At 43.1% G+C, this 19,260-nt stretch carries 17 protein-coding genes; 4 read left to right on the top strand and 13 right to left on the bottom strand.

All coding sequences use genetic code 11. The features are described from left to right. Positions 1-99: 99 nt before the first annotated feature. From NFS18_RS11755 to NFS18_RS11720, 8 genes are all read right to left on the bottom strand, one after another. Entirely contained in the window at positions 100-1,017 is a 918-nt protein-coding gene (locus tag NFS18_RS11755) for a LacI family DNA-binding transcriptional regulator (protein WP_251390322.1), read from the bottom strand. Between the two features lie 198 nt (positions 1,018-1,215). Beyond that, a complete protein-coding gene (locus NFS18_RS11750) occupies positions 1,216-2,208 on the bottom strand; it encodes an ABC transporter permease (RefSeq protein WP_251390320.1) in 993 nt (330 codons plus the stop codon). After that, a complete protein-coding gene (locus NFS18_RS11745; protein WP_251390318.1) occupies positions 2,201-3,298 on the bottom strand; it encodes an ABC transporter permease in 1,098 nt (365 codons plus the stop codon). The genes NFS18_RS11750 and NFS18_RS11745 overlap by 8 nt, the downstream gene beginning before the upstream one ends. Further along, entirely contained in the window at positions 3,295-4,836 is a 1,542-nt protein-coding gene (locus NFS18_RS11740; protein WP_251390354.1) for an ABC transporter ATP-binding protein, read from the bottom strand. The genes NFS18_RS11745 and NFS18_RS11740 overlap by 4 nt, the downstream gene beginning before the upstream one ends. Before the next feature lie 222 nt (positions 4,837-5,058). Next, positions 5,059-6,237, bottom strand: a complete 1,179-nt coding sequence (locus tag NFS18_RS11735; RefSeq protein WP_251390316.1) for a BMP family ABC transporter substrate-binding protein — start codon at positions 6,235-6,237, stop codon at positions 5,059-5,061. A 185-nt stretch (positions 6,238-6,422) separates the two neighbouring features. Beyond that, a complete protein-coding gene (locus tag NFS18_RS11730; RefSeq protein WP_331477671.1) occupies positions 6,423-7,067 on the bottom strand; it encodes a YczE/YyaS/YitT family protein in 645 nt (214 codons plus the stop codon). A 42-nt stretch (positions 7,068-7,109) separates the two neighbouring features. Next, positions 7,110-9,344, bottom strand: a complete 2,235-nt coding sequence (locus NFS18_RS11725; protein WP_251390314.1) for an alpha-galactosidase — start codon at positions 9,342-9,344, stop codon at positions 7,110-7,112. 119 nt (positions 9,345-9,463) lie between these two features. After that, positions 9,464-10,372, bottom strand: coding sequence for an AraC family transcriptional regulator (locus NFS18_RS11720; protein WP_251390312.1), 909 nt, complete (start codon positions 10,370-10,372; stop codon positions 9,464-9,466). 182 nt (positions 10,373-10,554) lie between these two features. On the opposite strand from NFS18_RS11720, the gene NFS18_RS11715 reads away from it, so the two are divergent. The 3 genes from NFS18_RS11715 (at position 10,555) to NFS18_RS11705 (ending at position 13,265) form a co-directional block, all read left to right on the top strand. Beyond that, a complete protein-coding gene (locus NFS18_RS11715) occupies positions 10,555-11,667 on the top strand; it encodes an ABC transporter ATP-binding protein (RefSeq protein ID WP_251390310.1) in 1,113 nt (370 codons plus the stop codon). A gap of 187 nt (positions 11,668-11,854) precedes the next feature. Next, positions 11,855-12,772, top strand: coding sequence for a PucR family transcriptional regulator (locus NFS18_RS11710; protein ID WP_251390308.1), 918 nt, complete (start codon positions 11,855-11,857; stop codon positions 12,770-12,772). Further along, the gene (locus NFS18_RS11705; protein WP_251390306.1) at positions 12,765-13,265 is read left to right on the top strand and encodes a DUF6106 family protein; all 501 of its coding nucleotides are present in this window, start codon (positions 12,765-12,767) and stop codon (positions 13,263-13,265) included. The genes NFS18_RS11710 and NFS18_RS11705 overlap by 8 nt, the downstream gene beginning before the upstream one ends. A gap of 84 nt (positions 13,266-13,349) precedes the next feature. Here the strand turns inward: NFS18_RS11705 and NFS18_RS11700 are convergent, their stop codons facing one another. The 3 genes from NFS18_RS11700 to glmM form a co-directional block, all read right to left on the bottom strand. After that, on the bottom strand, positions 13,350-14,081 hold the full coding sequence (locus NFS18_RS11700; RefSeq protein ID WP_251390350.1) for an NAD-dependent protein deacylase: 732 nt from the start codon (positions 14,079-14,081) through the stop codon (positions 13,350-13,352). Positions 14,082-14,202: 121 nt separating this feature from the next. Beyond that, positions 14,203-14,697, bottom strand: coding sequence for a DUF6465 family protein (locus NFS18_RS11695; RefSeq protein ID WP_251390304.1), 495 nt, complete (start codon positions 14,695-14,697; stop codon positions 14,203-14,205). 193 nt (positions 14,698-14,890) lie between these two features. After that, positions 14,891-16,234 carry a phosphoglucosamine mutase gene (gene glmM, locus NFS18_RS11690; protein ID WP_251390302.1) on the bottom strand — a complete coding sequence of 448 codons (1,344 nt, stop codon included), beginning with the start codon at positions 16,232-16,234 and terminating at the stop codon, positions 14,891-14,893. Positions 16,235-16,574: 340 nt separating this feature from the next. Between glmM and NFS18_RS11685 the strand changes: the two genes are divergently transcribed. Then, a complete protein-coding gene (locus NFS18_RS11685; protein ID WP_251390300.1) occupies positions 16,575-17,366 on the top strand; it encodes an HAD family hydrolase in 792 nt (263 codons plus the stop codon). Between the two features lie 174 nt (positions 17,367-17,540). Here the strand turns inward: NFS18_RS11685 and rpiB are convergent, their stop codons facing one another. Continuing rightward, positions 17,541-17,993: a ribose 5-phosphate isomerase B gene (rpiB, locus tag NFS18_RS11680; RefSeq protein ID WP_251390298.1), complete on the bottom strand. Its 453-nt coding sequence runs from the start codon at positions 17,991-17,993 to the stop codon at positions 17,541-17,543. 194 nt (positions 17,994-18,187) lie between these two features. Continuing rightward, the gene (locus NFS18_RS11675) at positions 18,188-19,237 is read right to left on the bottom strand and encodes a DUF5692 family protein (RefSeq protein WP_251390296.1); all 1,050 of its coding nucleotides are present in this window, start codon (positions 19,235-19,237) and stop codon (positions 18,188-18,190) included. Between the last annotated feature and the right edge of the window lie 23 nt (positions 19,238-19,260).

Genomic DNA, 19,260 nt, shown 5'->3' with positions numbered 1-19,260 from the left:
TTTATTAAGTACTTAACACTTTCTTTTCTACTTTCTTTCATATCAAAAAGGGAATCATAATTTTTTGTTAAAAATCACGATTCCCACAACCTCATCATCTTATTGAACTACGGGAGTGATATAACTTACATGTCCCGTTTCCTCTTCATCACTTAAATTTAAAAGCCTCTCCATTACCTCGACTGCCTTCTCTGCCTTTTTGCGATTACTTACAATAATTTTTTTTGTATCTGGAAGAAGCATACTCTCCTCTTCTCCCTGAACTACCACCAATAAGTTATGATTGTCTACATAATGTTCTGCCTGCATTCCTAATATTTCTCCGATTACCAGACCTTTCTGCATCTGGTGATCATCTAAAAATTCTTTCATACTGCTTTCAAAGTTATTAATAAAAATATCTTTCTCAGGAACATACTTTTTAATTATTTCTAAAGCGTATTGGTTTGAATACTCTTCCATTACAACATAGAACTCTTTGCCTAATTGCTCACATGCCTGTTCCATTATTTTCTCATAATCAGTTAAAACTTTAAAAAATAAAGAATCCTCTACATATCCGTCAATAAAAATTGCCGGTACAAAAAAGTGACTGGCTACATCACAAAATACTGTTTCTTCCATATCCATAAGAAAAACTGTGTCCAATAATCTTTTTTCCCCTATGAGAATATCGTTTTCAACTTCCTTGCTTGGAATCAGCACCACATCATATCGCTTAGGGTATAATAGTTTTTGAATCTCTTGTGCTAAATCATAATACTGATACACCTTACTCTTTTTGTTTTTTCCCGCCATATTAATAATAATTCCAACGAGAAAGCTTTTATTTCCCGCCAGAGTCCTTGCTGCCATATTAGGAACATAATTCAATTTACGCGCCGCCTCGAATACACGTATTCTGGTATCATGGCTGATTTTTTCTTTCTCCGAATAATTTAAAACATACGATACTGTAGCTGTAGATACGCCTGTTTCTCTTGCAATATCTTTCATCGTCACCCGTTTTCCTGCCATAAGCCCGTCTCCTTTTTTCGTTTCCCCATCAAACTTATTATATGTCCCTTTCTTCTGTACCGCAAGTATAGTCTGCTATACTTATCCCACTTATTTTATCTTCTTTTATTTTATTTATCATAAAAAATACCCGAGGCATTTCTCATTCTGAAAAGTCACTCGGGTATCTCTTATTGAATTATTCAAGAACAATCGTTTCTATCTTTCCTCACGGAAGTAATTAATTCCGCAGCTCTTCGGCTGTGCATGTTCCTTACTCTCCCGCATACTTGTAATGATCAGTACAAGTATCGTTGCCACATATGGCAGCATATCATATATCTGCGCCGGAAGTCCTGGGATATTTACATACATACGCATAATCGTCAGACCACCGAATACAAGTGCCACGAGCATTCCGCGCGCCGGGCTCCATGTTGCAAAAATAACAAGCGCAACTGCCAGCCAGCCATAACCGCTGACACAGCCATGTACCCACACACCCTTGGTCGTTACCATACTCATATACATTCCGCCGATTCCACAGATACCGCCTCCGATAACCGTTGCAATATATTTGTATCTGGTAATATCAATTCCCGCGGCATCCGCTGTCGCCGGACTTTCGCCAACCGCACGCAGATTCAGTCCCACACGAGATTTGTTAAAAAACCATGTCATAGCAACTGCCAGAATAATTGCAAAATATACAAGCCAATTATACTGAAACAATAATTTGCCCAGTACAGGAATCTCTGACAATACCGGAATCTTCAAATTGGTAAACGCCGCCTTTGTCGCATCTCCGACTGCCACATAACCGCCTGCCTTCTGTCCGATATATTCGCCGAAAAAGTTACCGAAGCCAGTACCAAAAATGGTCAGCGTCAAACCGGTTACATTCTGATTTGCCCGGAGTGTGATCGTCAGGAAACTGTAGATCAATGCTCCAAGCGTACCTGCAAGGAAGGAACAGATCAATGCGATCATGGCGGACAAAACTCCATTTGGTGAACCGCCGGAAGCCATCACTCCCTGCTCATAGTAATAAGAACCTGCAAGTCCGGTTATGGCGCCCATAAACATCATACCTTCTACACCAAGGTTCAGGTTACCCGACTTCTCTGTCAGGATTTCTCCCAACGCTCCAAGGAGCAGCGGAGTACCGGCAAGAACTGCCGCAATAAACAAACTATTCAACGTACTAAGCATGAGTTTCCTCCTTTCCCCGTACGATCAGCCGGTAAGAAATGAAGAATTCGCATCCCAGCATGAAGAACAAAATAATTCCTATCAACAGCTCTGACGCAGACGCCGGAATCTTGAACTGTGTCTGGATCGCATTAGATCCTCGCTCCAGCATTGCGATAAATACGGATACAACCAACATTCCATACGGATTCATCTTTGCCAGCCATGCAACGGTGATAGCAGTAAATCCAACGCCGCCTGCAATTCCTTCTGTGATCGTATAATCCGCGCCGGAAAACTGCAGCATACCAACCAATCCGCAAAGCGCGCCGGATATAAACATAGTCCGGATGAATACCTTGCTGACATTAATTCCGGCATAGCGCGCGGTGTTATTACTTTCTCCGACAACAGCTATTTCGTATCCCTGTTTTGTCTTTGATAAATATACAGAGGAAACAACAACCAGCACCAATGCGAGAATCCATCCCCAGTGCACGCCGAACACCTTCGTCAGACGCGCTCCCGGAGCCAGCATCGCAATTTTCGGAAAACTGCTGCCCGGAGCTTTCCACGGTCCGTTCATCAGATATTTGACAAATGCCAGCGCAATATAGTTCAGCATCAATGTAAACAATGTCTCATTTGTACCCCATTTTGCTTTACAGAGCGCCGGAAGCAGTCCGTAAAGTCCTCCCGCCAACATACCGGCTAACAGCATCAGGATCACTAATGGGAGCTTCGGCAGAATATGCGCCGTAAACAGTCCGAAATATCCGGCGGCTACCGCACCGACGATGATCTGTCCCTCGCCCCCGATATTCCAGAACTTCATCTTAAATGCAAAGGAAATACCGATTGCCGTGATTAACAGCGGTACTGCAATCTTTACCGTTTCACGAATAACTGTAGGAGATCCCCACGCACCCACAACCATAGACTTATATACCGCTATCGGATTGTGTCCCAATGCCAGGATCACAAGTCCTCCGGTAATAAGTGACAGTAAAAATGCAATTCCCCGGACAGTCCATGACTTTTGATTGGACATGGTATCGCGCTTCGCCATGCGCAAAAGCGGTTCTTTCACTTTTACTTTCTGTACGCTCATACGTCCACCTCCCCACTCACATCATCTGCCGCCTGATTATCTACATGAATCATCATCAGACCGATCTCTTCCTTGGTAACTTCCTTCGGATCCACGATACCGCTGACTTTACCGCCGCACAGCACCATCAGCCGGTCTGAAATTTCCATCAACACGTCCAGGTCTTCTCCGATAAAAATAACGGCAACACCTTTTTTCTTCTGTTCATTTAACAGATCATAGATTCTGTAAGAAGAATTGATATCCAGCCCGCGAACCGGATATGCCACAATCAGGACGGATGGACTGCAGGCAATTTCCCTGCCCAGAAGCACCTTCTGTACATTACCTCCCGAAAGACGTCCTACCGGAGTTCCCACTCCCGGTGTAACAATTTCCAATTCCTCGATCAGCTTCTCCGACAATGCCTTCGGAGCCTTACGGTCTACAAAAATACCCTTGTTCTCCTTATAGCTTCTAAGCATCACGTTATCTGTCATATCCATACCTGCAACAAGCCCCATTCCAAGACGGTCCTCCGGCACATATGCCATGGCAATTCCCTTTCTGGAAATCTCATCTGGTTTGAGTCCCAGAATACGTTCTTTAATATATGTTCCCTCATGTTCTACAGAATACAATACAGAACCGCCGATTGATGGATACAGACCTGCGATCGCCTCACACAGTTCCTTCTGCCCGCTTCCTGCGATTCCTGCAACACCAAGAATCTCACCGCCATAAGCAGTAAAGGAAACATTATCCAGCGCTTTCACGCCCTCTCCGTTTAAGCATGTCAGTCCGATAACCTGAAGACGCTCCTCCTTCTCTTCTACTTCCGGACGGTCGATCTTCAGACTGATGGGTCTTCCGACCATCATCTCTGTAAGCTGTGCCTGATCTGTCTCCGGCGTATTGACAACGCCTATGTATTCTCCCTTTCTCAAAATCGCAACCCGGTCGGAAATTGCCATAACCTCATTCAGCTTATGTGTAATGATGATAATGGATTTGCCGTCCTCCTTCATATTCCGGAGCACATTAAACAGCTTATCTGTCTCCTGGGGAGTCAGAACCGCCGTCGGCTCATCCAAGATCAAAATATCCGCGCCTCGGTACAGCACCTTCAAAATCTCTACCGTCTGCTTCTCGGATACTGCCATGTTATAAATCTTCTTGGTCGGATCCAGATCAAAGCCGTACTTCTGCGCCAGTTCAGACACCTTTTTATTCACTTCTTTTCGGTTGACCGTCACCTTGCCGTCCAATCCCAATATTATGTTCTCCGCAGCCGTCAGCACGTCCACCAGTTTAAAATGCTGATGAATCATACCGATGCCGAGAGAAAACGCATATTTCGGGGAACGGATCGTCACCTCTTTGCCATGTACATAAATCTCACCATGATCTGGAAAATAGATTCCCGACAACATGTTCATCAATGTTGTCTTTCCACTTCCGTTCTCTCCGAGAAGCGCCAGTATTTCTCCTTCGCGCAGCTCAAGATTTACGTCCTTATTCGCAACCACCTTGCCGAATGTCTTAGTAATCTTATTCATTTTAATTGCTAGTTTTTCCGTCTCGCCCAAGTCTTCACCCTCTTTCGCCAAATTTAATCATTCCTTCTTATATCTATCGTACCAGAGAATCCCATATTTCGCAAGAAATAAACAAATTGGGAGCCGTCTTTTCAGACCGCTCCCAATGCACTTTCTCTATTCAATAAAAATTCAATATGATATTATTCGTAACAGTCCCGCTGAAAGGCTGAACTGTTACTGTTATTCTACTACATTACATCCTTCAACAATGTAGCACCATGACGGAGCAGAAGCCTCTTCCTGCTCGTGATAATATTCACCCTCTGCAACCTCAATTGCCTCGCCTTCCGGACTCTTTCCGTTAAGCGGTCCGGCAAATACATGAAGATCGCCAGAGATTAGTTTTTCTTTTGCTTCATCAATTGCTTCCTGTGTTCCGTCTGCTGCGATATCTGCATTCAATGGTGACAGATAAACTGCTTCGTCTGCAAGTCCTTTGCACCAGTCCACCGGAATCTCTGTTCCATCGATCATAGCTTTTACAGCCTCGGTCACATAAATGCCCCAGTCAATTCTTGCGGAGATCAGAGATGCTTTCGGAGCTGCCTCAATCATATCATTGTTGTAACCAACCTGCCATACACCATTGTCCTCTGCTGTTGTTGCCGGAGCAGTAGAATCGGAGTGCTGGGAAACCACATCACATCCGCGCTCGATCAATGCCTTCGCAACCTGTGACTCAACAGTTGGGTCATTCCATGAATTGGTGTACATAATATCCATAGTCACATCCGGATTCACACTCTTAGCTCCAAGATAGAATGCTGTATATCCGCTGATAACCTCTGCAAATGGGAACGCAGCAACATATCCCAGCTTATTGGACTCTGTCTTCATGCCTGCTGCGATTCCTGCAAGGTAACGCGCCTCATAAATAGAAGCAAAATAGTTGTGCATATTATCCAGACCAGAATCTACTGCCTGATAACCTGTAGCATGGCAGAACTGAACCTCTGGATACTCAGCAGCAACTTCCTTTACATAATCTTCAAAACCAAAGCTCGTAGCAAAGATGATATTACAGCCTGCATCTACCAGTTCTCTCAATGCAGTATCACACTCTGCGCCCTCCGGCACGTTAAACTTATTCACAATCTGGTCATCACTAATGTTCAGTGCTTTCTGCATTTCCTTTGTTCCAAGATCATGATTGTATGTATATCCCATATCGCTTGCGTCAGATACATGAACAAATCCAATCTTGATCTCATCTGCCGGAATGCCTTCTACAGTCTCTTCTTTCTTTGTACCTTCATCCTCAGTCTCTTTCGGATCTGCTGCTGCCGGAGCGCCGCATCCTGCAAGGAGACTGACAATCATTGCTGTACTCATGAGTAATGCTAATACTTTCTTTTTCATATCTTTCCCTCCTTAGTCTGAAAAGCTGTCCACTTTTGAAACAATCATATTCGTGGACAGCTTTCGTACTTTTATATATGAATATATTACGCTTTTCGCACAGGGAAGTCAAACTTTCCTGACAACAGAACTCTTTAGAATTACTTATAACAGCTTATAAGCACACTGTGTTTCAATGTCTTCCATCACAATTGCGATAGCATCTGGTCAATCTTACTACGAAAAAATTGAATCAGCGGACCATTAAACAATGCATTACAAACAGTACCCGCGCCAATTACAGTCCATATACTTTTTCCCGCCAATAAACAGAACATTACTCCGATGACTATGACCGTTATATCTGAAATCACTCTTCCGATATGGAATGGAATCTTCTTCGTTGCTTTTTCGATCATGACTGCCACGCTGTCATACGGTGCGATCCCCATATCAGCTTTCATATACAGTGCGACCCCGACAGAAGCAAACAGCATTGCAACAGTCAGTGAAACGATACGGAGCAGTATTCCCGGTTCAGCCTTCAGAACATCCTGCACCAGCCAGCAGACACCATCTGCAATATACCCTACAAAAACCATGTTGATGATCGTTCCCAAACCGATACAATTACGGACCGTGAAAAATACAACAACCAAAATCATTGTATTTGCAGCCAGCTGCCATGTCCCAAACAGCCAGCCGATAAAACTGCTGATCCCAAGATTCATACATGTGAACGGATCTACTCCAAATCCTGCAATACGAAAAAATGCCACACACAGACCAATCAACAGAATCCCCAACAACATCAATCCTGTCCTGACTCCCAAATTATTTTGTTCCTTCACAACAATGTTCCTCCACATTCTCCCACCAAAATTCAGTGCATATCAGCATACCGTTTTTTCCTTCAACAGATAAATCCGCGACTCAAAATCTGTGATCCTCTCTGCATCACCTTCCAATTGTCCTGCCATGCCGTCACTCGTTATCAAGCCAACATGCATAAGTTCATCTCCGTAATGCTCTGTGCCGTCCAGCAAGTTCTCATAAACCACATCTGGATTTAAACCCTGCAGCCGGACTCTGCTGTACGGCAGATTCACGCCGTTAAGCACCCTGTACCAACCAACTACCGCCGTTTTCTTATCCTCACTGACTGTCATCCATACTGTTTCATTTCCCTCAAATGGACTTTTCAGGCGATAAAAATCTCCAAACTGAAGGATCTCTCTGTACTCCTTCATAAACGCGATCTGGTCTTTCACTTCCAAAAGCTCCTCATCCGTCAGCTTATTCAAATCCAGTTCATAGCCAAATGTTCCGAAATATGCGACATTTGCCCGTGTATGCAGCGGAGTGTTACGAAATACCTGATGGTTCGGTATGACTGAAACATGGCTCCCGATACTGCTGATGGGATAGCACATGGAAGTTCCGTACTGAATCTTCAAACGCTCTACCGCGTCTGAATCATCACTCGCCCAGCCTTGCGGCGCATAGTAAAGGATTCCGGGATCAAATCTTCCGCCTCCGCTTGCACAAGACTCAAATAATATTTTCGGAAATGCACTTATCAGACGCTCATACAAATCATATACGCCAAGTATATACCGGTGGAACACTTCTCCCTGCCGGTCAGCAGGCAGCGCCGCCGAGTAACACTCCGTAATGCTTCGGTTCATATCCCATTTAATATAAGAAATCTTTGATTCCGACAGAATCTTGTACATCATTCCATAGATACAGTCTACCACTTCTTTCCGTGAGAAGTCTAATACATACTGATGCCTTCCATGAGAAACACTGCGTTCAGGAGTCTTGAGTATCCAGTCAGGGTGAGCTCTGTACAAATCTGAATCCTTATTCACCATTTCCGGCTCGAACCACAGACCAAATCCCATACCCAGATTTTCAATTGCTTCCGACAGCCCGGAAATTCCATAAGGGAGCCGCTCCTTATTTGCTGCCCAGTCTCCAAGTCCTGCATGGTCATTGCTTCTTGCCCCAAACCATCCATCATCCAGCACAAACAACTCCACACCACATTCTTTCGCCTTCTTTGCAATCTCTATCAGCTTGTCCTGAGTGAAATCAAAATACGTTGCTTCCCAGTTATTATTCAAGATCGGCCTTACACGGTCTCTCCAATATCCCCTTGCAAGACGTTTTCTGTAAAGATGGTGGAAGGTGCGGCTCATACCGTTCAGTCCGTCCGAAGAATATACCATGACAGCTTCCGGCGTCTGAAATATTTCGCCTGCATCTAGTTTCCAGTCAAAGCCTTCCGGACTGATACCCACCGTAACTCTTGTCACGTCATGGGTATCCACCTCTGCCTGAATACGGAAGTTACCGCTGTACACCAAACTAAAGCCAATTACTTCCCCCACATCCTCTGCTGCATTCGGACGTCTCAGCACCATGAACGGATTGTGTTCGTGTGATGAATTGCCGCGCAGACTGTCAATTGCTACAATTCCCTGTTCCAACACTCGGTTTTTAATATGACGTTCTCTCGCCCATGCACCTGAAAACTGCATCCATACATATTCCTTATCCGGAAGGTCAAGACTCAGACTCATCGCCGTCAAAAGATGTACTGCCCTGCCTCCGTCATTTCTAAAACGCGCGCTTCTGGCAATCACGCCGCCCTCTGAAAATATCGTATAAAGCAGTTCCAATCGCACACCTGTCACTCCATCTCTCAACTGTATCACAAGTGTTTCTGCTTCCTCATCTGACTCTGTATAAGTGGCAGGAAGACCGGAGAGTCTTGGCTTGCCGCTGCTGATTTCATGTCCCTCATATTGAAAGTCCATAATCCGGCTTCCGTTCTCCTGCAATACTTCCACTGCCGGATGCCGGTAATCTGTCGAGCCATATACTGGATATTCCTGCCGGATATGCTCCAAAGAAAAGGTTCTGTCCCCCTCATAGATATATGATGTCATCGGACGGCTGCATCTTTCCGCAAGATAGGAGAAATCCGCCTTGTCATGTATGCGTTTTCCATAATATAGTTGTTCCAAGTGCCCGTTTTCCATAATACTTATAATATAACTAATGTCTCTATTATAAAGATGAAATGTTTTTGTTTCCTCATGAAAGGTAATCTTCGCCATAAACTCCCGCCTCCATTATTATCATTGATTCCTTCTCTATGAATGATAGTATATCCTTATCATCATTTCCTGCGTTAGATTATTTTGTTATAAAAAACATGCAAAATGTTAGATTTTAATTATCCATCTATCATTTTGCATGTTCTCGCATCCCCGATCAATTCCAATTCTTCCTTAGCGGCTGTCAGACTCTCCCTTGCTTCCGACCGTTCCTTTTTCCGGAACTGCGACGGTGTCATCCCAACTTCCTGCTTAAAAGCCTTTGTAAATACAAGCGCACTTCTATACCCGCAAGAACAGGAGATATATTCCACCGACTGTTCTGTTAGCGACAACTGTTCCTTCGCACGTGAAATCCGGAATTTTGTAAGAAACTCCTTAGGCGACAGTTCCAGACTTTCCTTAAATACAGTATACAGATAACTTCGGTTCACATTTAATGCTTCTGCAACATCCGCAACACTGATTCCTTCTGAATAATGATTGCGTATGTAAATAATCGCCTCCTGCACATACGCACTCTTTTTTCTTGTCTCTTCAAACAAATCCACAATGCTGTCCCTTGTCAAAACAGAAAAGATATCAAAAAGTCTGCCTTGCAGATAGTACACATTTGAAGTACTTGACTTTGTATGCTTTAACATAGAAAATACAATCTGCTTAAGCTCCTCACCGGAATCACACTGAAACACTAACTGTTTACTGTTCAGCCCTATGTCCTGTATCAGCTTCGCAGCCCCCGTTCCCCCGAATCCGATCCACAGATATTTCCATGGCTCCTGTCCGTCTGCCTGATAAAATGTCAGGCTCTCCGGCTCGATCAAAAAGCCTTGTCCCTTTTTCAGATAATATTTCTGCTCTCCTACCTGATAGCTTCCTTTCCCTTCTAATATATAATGTATGATATAATTCGGTCTGCTTGCCGGACCATAGCTGTGAAACGGCTCACACTCCGCATATCCGCAGAAGCATAAATGAAATTCTTTAAACTTAGATTCCAGAAGTTGAAGTACATATGCATTCTCCATCGTTTTCCCTTTCTCTTATCACATTTGTACGTCCTCTTATTCTCTATTATAAGAAATCTGGTTAAAATGTACACTAATTTTTTATTTTTTTGGTTACTCGTGACATTGTTCATTTCTCTATCTTTGGCTATACTTAGTTTCAGAAACAAACGAAATATATTTTCACAAGGAGGCTATTTAAAATGGCAAGTTTATCTTTAAGAGGTATTGACAAAAAGTATCCTAACGGATTTCACGCAGTAAAAGATTTTAACCTGGAAATTGATGACAAAGAATTTATCATCTTCGTAGGACCGTCAGGTTGTGGTAAATCTACTACACTTCGTATGATCGCAGGTCTGGAAGACATCTCCGGCGGTACTCTTGAAATCGATGGTAAGGTGATGAACGATGTAGAGCCGAAGGACCGTGATATCGCAATGGTATTCCAGAACTACGCTCTGTATCCGCATATGACAGTATATGATAACATGGCATTCGGTCTGAAGCTTCGTAAAGTACCGAAGGATGAGATCGACAAGAAGGTTCGCGAGGCAGCTAAGATCCTTGACCTTGACAAACTACTTGACCGTAAGCCGAAGGCTCTTTCCGGCGGACAGAGACAGCGTGTTGCCATGGGACGTGCGATCGTTCGTAACCCGAAGGTATTCTTAATGGATGAGCCGCTCTCCAACCTGGATGCTAAGCTGCGTGTTCAGATGCGTATCGAAATTTCCAAGCTGCATGAGAATCTTGGTGCTACAATCATCTATGTAACACATGACCAGACAGAGGCTATGACACTCGGAACAAGAATCGTTGTTATGAAGGACGGTGTTGTTCAGCAGGTAGATACACCTCAGAACCTTTACAATACACCTTGCAACCTGTTCGTAGCAGGATTCATCGGATCTCCGCAGATGAACTTTATGGATGCAGTTGTTAATGTAGCTGGCAATGATGTTACACTGAAAATCGGCAAACATACTCTGACAGTTCCGGCTGAGAAGAAGCAAGCTCTGATCGACGGCAATTATAACGGCAAGACAGTTGTTCTTGGTATCCGTCCGGAGGATGTACATGATGATCCTGACTTCATCGCAGCAAATGCAAGCAGCGTAATCACTTCCAAGATTAAAGTATACGAGCTGCTCGGTGCAGAAGTATTCTTGTACTTCGATGTTGAAGGAACTCAGATGACAGCACGTGTTAATCCACGTACAACTCTGAGAACCGGCGATGACGCTACATTCGCTCTGGATATGAGCAGAATTCACCTGTTTGATAAAGAAACAGAGTTGACTATTACTAACTAGTCATATAAAATAAACTTAACAGCTAAGCATATGCGAGGCACGGGGGCTGTACTTTTCACAGGTGCAGTCCCTTTTTAGTTACTGTTTACTAAGCTCAGGTCTGCGCATTTATTGCGCTGACTGTAAGAAAGCATATAGCTTTTGCTGCATAACAAAACGGCAATTTAACCGGAAATGAGGACTTGTTATGGAATATCAGCCGCAGCTTAAAGCTGCTCTAAAAGAACTGAAGCGTATTACCGGAATCGAACTTTGCCTCTCTGCATGTTCCTCCAGTGAGGAAGAGGCAGCGCTGAACCAGATTCGGTGTCTGATCACCGCTTATAAAGAAAAATATAATAAAACCCAGTTTTTGTTAAGTCTGATGACAGATTCAGCACCGTCATACGATATCAATGAGCGTGCCGGGCGTCTTCACATCTCCGCTGAGGAACCAAGAGTTCTATACCTGCTGCACGTTCCCGGCGGAATGGATGAAACGATGACAGAGATTTTGAAGCATCTCTTCCCCTCCCAGACCAAAACCTATCTTGTGCCGGTCACGGAAAATACTCTCGTCATTCTCAAGCCAATGCATGCGGATGATACGGATGAAGAAATACAGCAGGCAGCCCATGCGATTGTGGATACGCTGAACATGGAAGCCCTTGTCTCGGTACAGGTTGCGTACAGCAGGATTTTTTATCAGCTTCAGGAACTTGCCGGCGCATTCCAGGAGACCAGTCTCGCATTGAAGGTCGGAAGACTGTTTACCTTCGGGGAAAATGTCTTTGCATATAATAAGCTGGGGATCGGACGGCTGATCTACCGTCTCCCGCACAATATCTGCAAGGATTTCCTGACTGAAGTATTTGGTCCCGAAGTTCCCGATACACTGGATGAGGAAATGACAACAATCATTGACCGTTTCCTGCAGAATAATCTCAACATTGCCGAAACCGCACGTCAGCTTCATATGCACCGGAATACACTGATCTACCGCTTAGAACAGGTGGAAAAGCAGACCGGTCTGGATCTGCGGCATTTTGAAGATGCCATGACATTTAAGATTGCCGTCATGGTGTTAAATTATTTACAAACAGAAAGGACATCACATTATGAATGATGCATATTATGAACAACTGGTAACCCGTAAATCAAAACCGATGGATATGGTAATCCGTTTTCTTGTTATATTTGTCATAATAGCAGTCGCTTTTTTCGGAATGCCGCTTATCGGATTTCTTGCTGTTTTCGTTGCAGTTTTATTGGGAATACTTGCTTTTTACTTTGTTTTTCCGCGCCTGAATGTAGAATATGAATATGTGATTCTTAACCATGATATGGATGTTGACGCAATTTACAGCCAGTCTAAAAGGAAACGCCAGCTTTCTTTCGATATCCAGCAGGCTGAAATTATAGCGCCTTCCAGATCATCAAGACTGAACTCCTATAAACCAGAAAAGACTTATGATTTTTCTTCTGGAAATCCAGATGCAAGAACCTATTCACTGATGATGCCGATCGACCAAAAACTGACTTGCATTATATTTGAGCCGGATGAAAAAATGTTCCAGCATATTCAAGGGTGGATGGGATCAAAATTATATCGGGATTAATTAGGATAAATATTAAACTCCATAAGAAGTATCCTGAATATTTATCGTTCCTGTGCACAGCCTACTGCTGTGCACAGGAACGATTTATTCTACTTTTATCTGTCCCAAAACCTTGCCTATCGGTGCAGAGATAGTAAGGCTGGCGCGGACTCTTCGGCTGGTTTCCGACTTGTTGATCAGCACCAGATATTTTCCCTGAAAATAGTCAACAAACCCTGCTGCCGGATAAACAACAAGCGACGTCCCGCCGATGATCAGCATATCTGCTTCGCCGATCGCCTGTACTGCACCTTGAATCGTGGCATTGTCCAGACCTTCTTCATAAAGAACCACATCAGGCTTAATGATGCCGCCGCATTTCTTACAGCGTGCAATCCCATCGGAATACTTTACATATTCTGCGTCATAAAATTCCCCACAGTCCATACAGTAATTGCGCATAATGCTTCCATGCAGTTCATAAACGTTCCTGCTTCCCGCCGCCTGATGAAGTCCATCAATATTTTGAGTGACAACCGCGGTAAGCTTTCCTGACTGTTCCAGCTCTGCCAGTTTCAGATGCGCCGGATTCGGCTTCGCGTCCAATATCATCATCTTGTCCTTATAAAACTCATAAAATGCTTCTGTATGGTGCATAAAGAAACTGTGGCTTACTACCTGTTCCGGAGAATATTTATAGGACTGGTGATAAAGCCCGTCAGCGCTCCTAAAATCCGGGATATTACTTTCTGTGGATACACCTGCACCGCCAAAAAATACAATCCGGCAGCTCTCATCTATCATTTTTTGCAATTGTAATACTTCCCGTTCGTACATATTCACACCTACTTTCATTATTTACAGCCCCATTATACCATAATTCCGTTCCATTATATTATGGTTCGCGAAAAAAAGAATCCGGCAGCACCGGATTACTTTTTCATTTACTAATGTGTAATTACAAGTCAACCTTACCTGTTGTATCACCATTTACTACATAATAAGCAGCTGATTCCTCTGGCTTCAGATAAATCTGTACAGTCTTCATATCGCCTACTTTGTTCTTAAGAACCTTTGTCCAGACTTCTTTTACCTTCTGGAAAATCTCTGACTCTGTATATTCTTTTCCGTCAAACTGTAAGAACATCTCTGTCTTCACTTCCGCCTTCTTTGTTGTTGTCTTTTTAGCTGCCGGCTTCTTCGCTGCTATCTTCTTCGCTGTTGTCTTCTCCTCTTTTTTAGCTGCCGTTTCTTCTACAAGAACTGCTGCCTTTGTCTCGATTGCCTTTGTTGTATCTTTCTTTGTTTCAATCGCCTTCGGAGTTTCCTTTACTTCTTTTTTTATTTCAACCTTTTCCGGTTTTATTTCTGCTGTCTTAACTTCTGCTGTCTTTACATTCTTTGTTGCTGTCACTTTTGCTGCAGCTTTTTTTGCTACTCTCTTAGTTGCCATGAACTCATTCCCTCCTAAAAGATCAACCAAATACCCCGTACCTGATATTTTTCCATGTTCGTTTCTTGCTACAAAAGGTATTATAACGCATATTTATCAAAAGGTCAAAAAATTCTCTGACTATTCTAAAAAAATCGTAACAATGCCCATTTTTATCATATTCCAACTCATAAATCCGACAAACTGTCCAACCTTATGCTGTCAGTCCCTGCTCTTCAATGACTTTAATGACATGGTCAACATATTCCTTGCACATCTCATCTGTGGCGGCTTCCACCATAACACGGATAACTGGCTCTGTTCCACTCTCGCGAACCAGAATTCTTCCATCCCCGCCCAGTGCCTTAGCCGTCTCTTCCACTGCTGCCTGCACTGCCGGATTTTCCCGTGCTGTTTTCTTGTCTGTCACACGGACATTTTTCAGAAGCTGCGGATAAATCTTCACTTCTTCACAAAGTTTGCTAAGCGACTGTTTTTTCTCCATGATAACTTCCATAATCATCAAAGAAGTCAGAATACCGTCTCCGGTTCTTGCATGCTTGCTGAAAATGATATGTCCTGACTGCTCACCGCCAAGAATAAATCCGTTCTGGAGCATATTTTCATAGACATATTTGTCTCCCACTGCGGTTTGCTCATACTTCATACCAATCTTATCACATGCTTTGTACAGCCCAAGATTAGACATAACTGTTGTAACTATCGTATTTCCGGCAAGTTTGCCCTCTTCCATCAGATATTTCCCACAAACATAAAGAATTAAGTCCCCGTCTACAACATTGCCATTCTCATCCACTGCGATACAGCGGTCTGCATCACCATCATAGGCAAATCCCACATCCAGCTTCTTCTCTTTGACAAAAGCCTGCAGCTGTCCGATATGTGTAGAGCCGCAGTTCGTATTGATATTTGTTCCGTCCGGCTCATTGCTGATTACATAGGTCTTCGCTCCAAGCGCATCAAAAACGCTTTTTGCAACACTGGAAGAACTTCCGTTTGCACAGTCCAGACCAACTCTTATATCTTTGAATGAACGAGTTGCCAGGGAGATTAAATGACCGATATAACGATTTCTTCCCGCTGCATAATCAACAGTCCGTCCGATATTGTCCCTTGTTGCCAGCGGAATCTCAGGTGCATCACCGTCGATATATGCCTCAATCTGCGTTTCAATCTCGGCTTCCAGCTTATGTCCTTTGCTGTTGATCACCTTAATACCATTATCATAATATGGATTATGACTTGCAGAAATCATAATACCACAGTCAAAATCTTCTGTTCTTACCACATAGGATACACTCGGAGTTGTCGTAACATGAAGCAGATATGCATCTGCGCCGGATGCTGTAAGTCCTGCTGAGAGGGCATCCTCAAACATATAACTGCTTCGTCTTGTATCTTTGCCGATAACGATTCTCGCCTTGTGATCACGTCCGAAATACCATCCAAGGAAACGTCCCACTTTGAATGCATGCTCTACTGTCAACACTGTATTTGCTTCTCCGCGAAAACCGTCTGTTCCAAAATATTTTCCCATGTTGTTATCTCCTTTTGTCTTTTACATTAAAAATAAATCATTCCTATTATATTCTCATTGTTTTTCAAATACAATATTTTCTCCTCAAAAATAAGTGTGTTTTTTTAATATCTTGTAATAGATTTAACAATATATTTAATATTTTTAGAAATAACAACAATATTATTATAATGTAGCACAAATATTTTCAAGGCAGACTATACAAATATTCTTTTTTACGCTAATATATAGGAAGCTTTTGAACAGAATGCAGATAACATGCACATATACATTAATAAACAGAACCTCAACGGAGGTAAACGATTTTTAAATATTTTACAAAGAAAGGCAGTGATTATATATGATTAAATTAATTGCAAGTGATTTAGACGGTACCCTGCTTCAGGACGGAGCGCAGCAATTAAGCCCCCGTTCCATCAATTTGATTCACCAGCTTGTGCAGAAAGGCATCTGTTTTGTAGCGGCAAGCGGCAGGCAATATGACAACGAAATACGTGTTTTTGAGCAAATTAAGGATGAGATTTCTTACATTGCAGAGAACGGCTCCGTCTGTGTCCACAACGGCAAGGTTATCAGCCGTTCCGTCATTGATCCTGAACTGGCGGAAAGAATTGTCAGCGAAATAAAAAAGAATCCTGATTTTGAGATTGTCATCTCTCGTGAAGATTCCTGTTTTATCGAAAATAATGACCCGGCTTTTGTCAATCATATTGTAAATGTCATGAAAAACACAACACAGATTGTAGATGATATTCGTACTGTAGGCGGTCCAATTCTGAAAATTGCCATTTGTAATATGAACGACGGACCTCATATCATTGACAAGTATCTGAAACATCTGCAGAATATATTCGGCGCTGAAATCAAGGTAGTTACTTCCGGCAATATCTGGATTGATTTTATTGCTCCGGGCACAAATAAGGGAACCGCTTTAGAGAAATTGATCCAGAAACTGAATATCAAGCCAGAAGAATGTATGGCTTTCGGCGACCAGTATAATGACGTGGAAATGCTGCAGTTTGTCGGTACAAGCTATGCCATGTCTAACGCTGCCCCGGGTATTTCCTATTATTCAACTTACGTCACCGATTCCGTAGATGAGGTGTTAGAGGATCTATTGGCAGCCTTATAAAAACTGAACAAACTCGGCTAAACATTTTATCCATGACAGCAAAAAACAGCTCGAAGAGACAATCAGAACAATGCTAAGTTTTTGATGTCCCTTCGGGCTGTTTTACTATATTTTTAGTTCTTCCGTAAAATTCTATCAGCTCCGTCATTCTGTCTGATCTATTTTGCTGACAAATTACTTATCAATTTCTCTCTTCTCCACGCCCATAATCAAATCCACTCTTCTCTGGTGGCGTCCGCCTTCAAATTCTGTGTCCAGCCAAGTCTCTACGATCATCTTCGCAAGTTCTGCGCCAACCACACGCGCACCAAATGCGAGGATATTACAATCGTTGTGTGCTCTGGACATCTTTGCCGTAAACGGATCGCTGCAGACTGCTGCCCGAACTCCCGGAACTTTATTGGCTGCGAGAGAAATTCCAAGACCGGTTCCACAGATAAGGATTCCCTTCTCTACCTCTCCGCTTACTACCGCTCTGCCCACTTTTTCACCATAAATTGGGTAATCACAACTCTCTGTAGTTTTAGTCCCATAATCGACAACTTCATGACCTCGTTTCTCTAACAATTCAATAATCTCTGCTTTTAATTCAAGTGCTGAATGGTCATTCCCAATTCCGATCCTCATATTCCAATTCTCCTTTACCCAATCCAATTTATTTTTACTGTTCACTCTGTTCGCAGTAACGTGCAAAGATCCATGCAAAATCACCCTTGGCGATGGAATTTTGCACACTAATCACACCATCTCCTATTTTCAGCCATTTCAGCTCCAATGTCAAGAATCAAATTCAAAAACAATTAACTTACAACTTCATTTAATTATTTGATCTCAGCTCTTGCTGCTGCATCTTTGTAGTACTTGAATTCTGTAAAGATTTCTCCCTTATATGGATTTGTCTTTGTCTTCATTGCCGTTCTGATGATGTAGATCAATGCTGCTACATTTACGATCAGCGCGAGAACACTAACTACTGTCATCATAGTCGGATTTGCATTTGCATTACCGCCTGCCGCAATTCCGTTTAAAGTTCCGTCCTTATACAGAACCGGAAGTGTTGCCCACGGGAACATCTGTGTCCCATCGGACAATGTCTCTTGGAAGAGTGGAAATACCTGCGCGAACATACACCAGATACACAGTGTATTTGCACGGTTCATGATCCAGCCGCCCTTGTTCCATAACAGCGCCGCGATTGTCGGAGCCAGCAGAAGCGCGATTCCGCAGAACCATGAATGGGTCGGCAGACAATTGTATGTATAAGCGAAGTTCCATACATCATATACAATGATATATACCCAGATCATATCCGGCCAGATCATATCTTTCTTATCTTTAGATGAATAAACTGCCCACCAGCCTGTCATACAGAAAATATTGATAATTCCCGCAAGACCATTGAATACATTGTGCCAGCCGCCATACAGCCATACGTCCTCGGAAGACAGCCACCATCTGTACCAGCCATTGACCGCAGATTCAAAATCACTGGCAACTGCAATCAGGATATTGATCGCCACGATCGCAAACGGAAATGCTTTGAACCAGTGCTTCTTACCGATCCCCCATTCGTATTTAATCATCATGAATCCGATACAGCCCGCCAGTGAAGCGTATAGCTTCGCATAGTGAAACCAGCCGTTCATATACTGATAGGTCTGATTGTTCAGCGCCCATTCTTTGCCTGCTCCTGCTGATACCGCAATGGCAATGAAATAGATAGTCAGAACAACCGGAATTACAAAAAACATTACAATTCCGCCCTGTTTCGTTCTTCTTGCGGCTTCATTTAACAAAATCAATCCGAGCAATACTCCCAGCATTGCAATCCACTGATACAAGGCGTTTCCGCCATACACATGAAATAACATAAAAATGCCTCCTCATTTCTTTA

Origin of the sequence: Mediterraneibacter agrestimuris (assembly GCF_943193195.1) — a bacterium.
In the GTDB taxonomy this organism is placed as follows: Bacteria; Bacillota; Clostridia; order Lachnospirales; family Lachnospiraceae; genus Schaedlerella; species Schaedlerella agrestimuris.
The sequence above is the reverse complement of the archived record's forward strand: the minus strand, read 5'-3'. Positions and strand labels throughout refer to the sequence as shown.